This window comes from Corallococcus sp. 4LFB (assembly GCF_046520365.1).
GTDB lineage: Bacteria > Myxococcota > Myxococcia > Myxococcales > Myxococcaceae > Corallococcus > Corallococcus caeni.
Genome location: NZ_JBKGHJ010000478.1, coordinates 1 through 6,277 on the forward strand (window position 1 = coordinate 1; position 6,277 = coordinate 6,277).

Sequence of the window (6,277 nt, forward strand, 5' to 3'; positions counted from 1 at the left end):
TCCGGCGCGCCCCCCGCCGCGGAGGCCGCGCCGTCGGATCCGGCCCAGGCGCTGACGGGCATCCCCGGCATGGACTTCTCCGCGCTGCCCCCGGCGGCGAAGCGCGAGCTGGCCACGGTGTTCAGCGACGAGTTCTGCTACTGCGGCTGCCCCCACTCGCTGGGCGCGTGCCTCAAGCAGCACACGTCCTGCAAGCACGCGAAGCGGATGGCGCGGCTGTCCGCCCGGCTGGTGGCGGAGGGCGGCCCCGCGAGCGAGGTCATCGTCACGCTGTCGAAGTACTACGCGTCCTTCCGCGAGCCGCGCGTGCAGCTCAAGGTGGATCCGCGCATGTGCCAGGGCGACGCGAACGCGCCCGTGACGGTGGCGGAGTTCTCCGACTTCGAGTGCCCCTTCTGCGGCAAGGCGCGGCCCATCCTGGAGGGCTTCGCGAAGAAGCACCCCAGCGAGGTGCGCTTCTGCTACCTGCCGTTCCCGCTCTCCATGCACGCCAACGCCATCCCCGCCGCGCAGGCGGTGCTGTGGGCGCGCGACCAGGGCAAGTTCTGGCAGATGCACGACGCCCTCTTCGGCCAGCAGGAGAACCTCAAGCCGGAGGCGCTGCCCGCGCTGGCGAAGTCGGTGGGCCTGGACGGGGACAAGCTGGCCGCCGTCCTGAAGACGGACCAGTACAAGGACGAGATTGAAGGCTTCCAGGCGCAGGGGCGCATGGCCTCCATCAACAGCACCCCGTCCGTGTTCTTCAATGGACGCGCCTACGAGCTGGGCTTCCAGGAAGGGCAGCTCGAGCACAGCATGGAGGACGAGGTGGAGTGGCGCGCGAACAACAACGCGTGGGCCGCTGACTGACCCTTCGATGAGCCAACGCTTCCGCATCGATGGCGCCGCGCAGCTGGTCCCCGAGGACCGGTCCGGCATCCCCGCGCTCGCGGGACGCTCGGGCACGTACGCGCTGATGCCCACCGCGCCGACCTGCTCGTGTTCTCCCGCACGCCGCCGGAAGGGGGCTCCATCCCCACGCCGCGCGTGGTGCTGGCGGGGGACGCGGGCGGCTTCCCGCTGTCCGACCTCATCGCGTTCCTCAGCCAGTCTCGCTGGAGCGGCGTCATCCGCGTGCACACGCCGGGCGGCGAGCGCTCCCTCACGCTGCGCGAGGGCGAGGTGCGCGGCGCCACCTCCGAGGCGCCCGCGGACCGGCTGGGCGAGGTGCTGGTGCGGCTGGGCTACGCGGACCGCGCGCAGGTGGAGGCGGTGCTGCGCGAGCAGTCGCACTCGAAGCTGGGCCGGGCGCTGGTGGAGAAGGGCGTGCTGCAGGCGCACGACCTGTTCAAGTGCGTCACCCACCAGGTGAGTGAGATCTTCCACGCCATCGTGCTGTGCCGCGAGGGGGCGTTCTTCCTCATCGACCAGCCGCTGGACGAGAAGACGGGCCACTCCCTCCAGCTGTCCACGCAGAGCCTGCTGATGGACAGCATCCGGAAGATCGACGAGATGGCGCACTTCCGGAAGCGCATCCCCCACGGCCGGATGTACGTGGCGCGCAAGCGTCCGTCCGACGGCAAGCTGGAGGAGGACGAGGACCGCGTGCTGGCGATGCTGGACGGGCGGCGCACGGTGCTGGAGCTGGGGCACGCGGCGCGGCTGTCCGAGTTCGACGTCACCAAGGTCGTCTTCCGGCTCCTGGAGGGCGGCTTCGCCGGGCTGACGGACAAGCCGGTGGGGGCTCCGGCCGCCGCCGTGGCGCCGGAGAAGGCGGCCACGCCGCGCGTGCGTCCCCCGGCGCGCACGGCGCCTCCGGTGGATGCCCGCCCGGTGGCGCGCGTCTTCAACTTCATCTTCCGGGAGATCCGCGACGAGGTGGCCCGCTCCGGCATGGACCGCGAGTTCATCGCGGCGGCCAACGCGGCGCTGGCCAACCAGGCGCTGTCGTCGTCGCCGGTGCTGGAGGGGCTGGCGTTCGCGGCGGATGGCAGCCTTCCGGAAGGCCGGTTGATGGAGGCCTTCGACAAGCACCGCGCCCACCTGGGCAGTGAGCCGCTGGCCTCGTTCCGCCAGGCGCTGAGCGACGTGATGTTCTTCCTGCTGTTCCAGGCGGGGGAGCTGCTGGAGTCGCGCGCGGATGAGGACCTGGCCCGCCGGGTGAAGGAACTCCTGGCCACGCTCGAGGCGCCGTGACGGACACCGGCTTCCCGAGGCTGACCGCGGGCGTGCCCGGGTGTGGTGGCGCGTTCAAGCTCACGCCCGAGGACTTCGAGGTGGAGGAGCTGCCCGCGTACCTGCCGTCCGGCGAGGGCACGCACCTGTACCTCTGGGTGGAGAAGCGCGGCCGGGACACGCGCGAGGTGGTGCGCGCGCTGGCGGCCGCGCTGGGCGTGCGCGAGGACGACATCGGCTCCGCGGGGATGAAGGACCGGCAGGCCGTGACGCGGCAGTGGCTGTCCGTGCCCGCGAACGCGGAAGGCCGCGTGCCGGAGTTCGCGCTCGACGGGGTCCAGGTGCTGGAGGTGAAGCGGCACGGCAACAAGCTGCGCACCGGCCACCTGCGCGGGAACCGCTTCCGGCTGCGGCTGCGCGGCGTGCGGGACCTGGGCGCGGCGCGGGAGTCCTTCTCCCGGCTGTCCGCGCAAGGGGTGCCCAACTACTTCGGGGAGCAGCGCTTCGGACGGGCCGGTGACAACGCGGACCTGGGCCGGATGCTGCTCCTGGGGCAGCGGCTGCCGAAGCGGCCGGACCGCTTCCAGCGCAAGCTGTACCTGTCCGCCTTCCAGTCGCGCCTCTTCAACCAGGCGCTGGCCGCGCGGCTCACCGCGGGCACCTTCGCCACGGCGCTCCTGGGCGACGTGCTGCGCAAGGAGGAGACGGGCGGCCTCTTCGTCTGCGAGGCGCCGGACGTGGACGGCCCCCGCGTCGCCGCGTTCGAGGTGAGCCCGGCGGGCCCGATGTTCGGCCCGAAGATGACGGCCTCCAAGGGCGAGGTGGCGGAGGCCGAGGCGCGGCTGCTCGTCGAAGCGGGCGTCACGCTGAGCGACTTCCAGCGCGGCGGCGACGAGACGGAGGGCACGCGCCGGCCGTACCGCGTGCGGCTGGGCGCTCCGGACCTCACGGTGGACGGCGAGGACGCGCTGCTCACGTTCGAGCTGCCGCGTGGCGCCTACGCCACCGAAGTGCTGCACGAGCTGCTCAAGGACGGCTGAGCAACCCCCTGAAACGACCGCGCCTCCCAGGGCATGAGGCCCGGGAGGCGCGAAGGGACCGCCTGTCCCCCTTCCGCCGTGACGGAAGCGGGGTGGGGCGTCACGTCACTGCCGGATGACGTTGAACTCCGTGCGGCGGTTGAGCGCGCGGCCCGCCTTCGTGTTGTTCGGCGCCACGGGCTTGGTCTCACCGAAGCCCACGGCCTCCATGCGGCCCGGGTCGATGCCGCGCTTGAGCAGCTGCGCCATCACCGCGTCCGCGCGCTTCTGGGACAGCTTCAGGTTCCCCGTGTCGTTGCCCAGCGAGTCCGTGTGGCCCTCGATGCGCATCTTGCGGATCCACGGCGCGTCCTTCAGCGCCTGCGCCACCTCGTCCAGGATGGAGGTGCTCTGCCTGCCGATGATCTTCGCGGAGCCGGTGCCGAAGAGGATCTGCTTCTTGATCTCAATGCGGTCCTTCTTGACGATGACCATCTTGTACTGCTTGGCGCACCCGCGCTCCTCCTTCACGCCCGGGTCGTCAGGGCACGCGTCCAGGCGGTCCACGATGCCGTCGCTGTCGCGGTCCGGATCCGGGCAGCCGCCGTTCTCCTGCGGACCGGCCTCACCCGGGCACCTGTCCTGCGCGTCGGGCACGCCGTCGCTGTCGTTGTCCAGGTCCGGGCAGCCGTCGTCGTCCTGGAAGCCGTCCTTGTCCTCCGGCTCGTCCGGGCACTTGTCCTTGTCGTCGTTGAGCCCGTCCCCGTCCTTGTCCACGATGGGGCAGCCCAGGTTCTGCAGCGGGCCCGCCTCGTTGGGGCACTTGTCCGTGCCGTCCACGATGCCGTCCAGGTCGTTGTCCAGGTCCGGGCAGCCGTCGTCGTCCTGGAAGCCGTCCTTGTCCTCGGGCTGATCCAGGCACTTGTCGGCGTTGTCGAGCACGCCGTCGCCGTCGCGGTCCTTGGGGGCCTCCGGCGGGCAGCCGTTGTTCTCCGCCACGCCGGGGATGAGCGGGCACTTGTCCGCCGCGTCGAGGACGCCGTCGTTGTCGTTGTCGTTGTCCGGGCAGCCGTCCTGGTCCTGGAAGCCGTCCACGTCCTCCACCTGCTCGGGGCAGGGGTCGTCCTTGTCGAGCACGCCGTCGCCGTCGATGTCCGTCTCCTCGATGCTCACCACCACCTGCTGCTGGGGCTGGGCGGGCTGCTGCGGCTGTTCCGGCTGCTGCGGCGTCTCCGGGCGGTCGCGCACCAGCACCTGGCGCGGGCCGCAGTCCTTGGACAGCTCCAGGGCGCGCTTCACCGCGGTGTCGGCGGTGCGCACGTGCTGGGCGGCGCGGCTGCTGTTGCCCTGGCTGAGCTCTCCGCGGGCGAAGTCGAGGTTGGCCTCCGCGGCGGCCAGCTCCGCGGGGGCGCAACGCAGGGCGCCGCCCCGGCGGGCGCGCTCCACGTCGGCGGTGAGCACCTCCGTGTCGGCGCGGATCTTGTTGCCGCTGACGCAGGCGAGGGAGGTGAACAGCAGGGTGAAAAGCGCGGACTGGGACAGACGCTTCATCGGGGAGCGCTCGGGCGTCACGGGTTCTGGGGGCGGCCCTGGGAGTCGCCGCTGTTGGCCGCGGACATGGCCTTCTCCCGCGCCTCGTTGGCGAAGCGCGAGGCCTTCACGGCGAAGTCCACGCCGGCCTGGTAGTCCGAATAGCCGACCTCCTCCCGCGCCTTCTGCAGGTAGAGGTTGGCGGCCGTCCACTCGTAGGGGGCTTCCTTCTCCGCCCCGGCGGTGCGCGCGGCCTGGATCTGCACCTCGGCGTCGAGGATGTTGGACGTGGACTTCACGGGGCCACATGCGGTCAGCACGCCCGCGAACGCCAACAGGAGCGACTGCTTCGTCATCACAGGGGCCTCGGTCAACAGAGCGGAGAGACTGGTCGCCGGTCGTATCAATCGCCTCCGGGGGGGTCAAGAATCGGGCGGTTGGCGTGAAGCAGGGGGCCGGGCGGAAGGGGTGGACTTTGACGGCGGGGGCCGCGCTTGCCATCGTTCCGCCCCTGTGCGTCCTCCGTCCCTCCGTGCCCTGCTCGTCGTGCTGCTGCTGCCCCTGACCGGCCTCGCCGGACCGGGGGCCGCGTCCAAGAAGGCCCAGAGCCGCGCGGAGGCGGACGCCGTCCTCGCCCAGGTGGCCAACGGCGCCCCCGTCCCCACCGCCACGTCGCGCCTGCGCTTCCTGCGCCAGGAGGCCTACGCGGCCGAGGAGATTGGCCCGCTCTTGCGCACCACCTACGAGGAGCGCACCCGCCGCAACCTCGTGGCGCTGCTGGCGTCGCTGGGCGCGCGCACCGGGGAGTCCACGCTGGTGAAGCTGGCGTCGGACGGCGACAGCACCGTGCGCATGTACGCGGCGCAGGGCCTGGCCCGGCTGGGCAGCCGCAACACCGGCGCCGTGCTGCCGCTGCTCCAGGACAAGAGCAGCGGCGTGCGCCGCGAGGCCGCGCGGGCCCTGGGCGCCTCCAGGAACCCGAAGATGGGCAAGCCGCTGATGGCCGCCGCGAAGGACGAGCAGGACCTGGAGGTCCGCGCGGCGCTGCTGGAGGCCGCGGGCGCCTGCGGTGACGCGAAGCAGAAGGCCGCGCTCCAGAAGTACCTGGACAGCGACTCGGAGAGCACGCGCTTCGCCGCGGCCCGGGGCCTGTGCCGGCTGGGCGCCCCGGAGGGCTTCGCCTTCGCGCGGAAGCTGCTGGGCAGCAGCGACAAGTTCGTGCGCCGCCAGGGGCTGGTGCTCTTCGAGGGCGTGCCGGCCAGGAAGGCCAGCCCCGTGCTGTCGCCGCTCTTGAAGGACGCGGACCGCACCCTGGCCGCCACCGCCGCGCGCGTGCTGTACCAGGGCGGCGACGCCGCGTCGCTGGACTGGCTGGTGCTGGCGTCGTGGAACGCCAAGGGCGAGGAGAAGCTCGTCTACGAGAAGGAGCTGGAGACGCTCCAGCTCGCGGACGACCGGCGCAAGGCCATCCTGCGCAAGGCCGGGGTGGCGCCGTGAGCTTGTGGGGCGTGTGCGCGCTCGCGCTGCTGTCCCAGGCCCCGGTGAAGGCTCCCGCCGCCGCGCCGGCCGTGCCC

The 6,277-nt window shown here is 72.2% G+C and carries 5 protein-coding genes and 1 pseudogene; 4 read left to right on the top strand and 2 right to left on the bottom strand.

Translation table 11 applies throughout. From position 1 onward, the window contains the following. From ACLEQD_RS34525 to truD, 3 genes and pseudogenes are all read left to right on the top strand, one after another. On the top strand, nucleotides 1-849 hold an 849-nt coding region (locus ACLEQD_RS34525), incomplete at its 5' end, for a DsbA family protein (protein ID WP_410389940.1). 7 nt (nucleotides 850-856) lie between these two features. Then, a pseudogene (locus tag ACLEQD_RS34530) lies at nucleotides 857-2,175 on the top strand (DUF4388 domain-containing protein). Beyond that, on the top strand, nucleotides 2,172-3,194 hold the full coding sequence (gene truD, locus ACLEQD_RS34535; RefSeq protein ID WP_410389942.1) for a tRNA pseudouridine(13) synthase TruD: 1,023 nt from the start codon (nucleotides 2,172-2,174) through the stop codon (nucleotides 3,192-3,194). Before ACLEQD_RS34530 ends, truD begins: the two are co-directional and overlap by 4 nt. Nucleotides 3,195-3,299: 105 nt before the next feature. Here truD and ACLEQD_RS34540 read toward each other — a convergent pair whose 3' ends face one another. Next, complete coding sequence (locus tag ACLEQD_RS34540) at nucleotides 3,300-4,724, bottom strand: OmpA family protein (RefSeq protein WP_410389943.1); 1,425 nt, start codon at nucleotides 4,722-4,724, stop codon at nucleotides 3,300-3,302. Between the two features lie 17 nt (nucleotides 4,725-4,741). Then, entirely contained in the window at nucleotides 4,742-5,059 is a 318-nt protein-coding gene (locus ACLEQD_RS34545; protein ID WP_043321207.1) for a DUF4398 domain-containing protein, read from the bottom strand. Nucleotides 5,060-5,216: 157 nt separating this feature from the next. Here ACLEQD_RS34545 and ACLEQD_RS34550 point away from each other — a divergent pair, with 157 nt between their 5' ends. Further along, nucleotides 5,217-6,200, top strand: coding sequence for a HEAT repeat domain-containing protein (locus tag ACLEQD_RS34550; protein WP_410389945.1), 984 nt, complete (start codon nucleotides 5,217-5,219; stop codon nucleotides 6,198-6,200). The last annotated feature ends 77 nt before the right edge of the window (nucleotides 6,201-6,277 follow it).

Coding starts and splice junctions, on each gene's coding strand:
- ACLEQD_RS34540 (WP_410389943.1), bottom strand. CDS start 4,724: ATGAAGCGTCTGTCCCAGTCCGCGCTTTTCACCCTGCTGTTCACCTCC.
- ACLEQD_RS34545 (WP_043321207.1), bottom strand. CDS start 5,059: ATGACGAAGCAGTCGCTCCTGTTGGCGTTCGCGGGCGTGCTGACCGCA.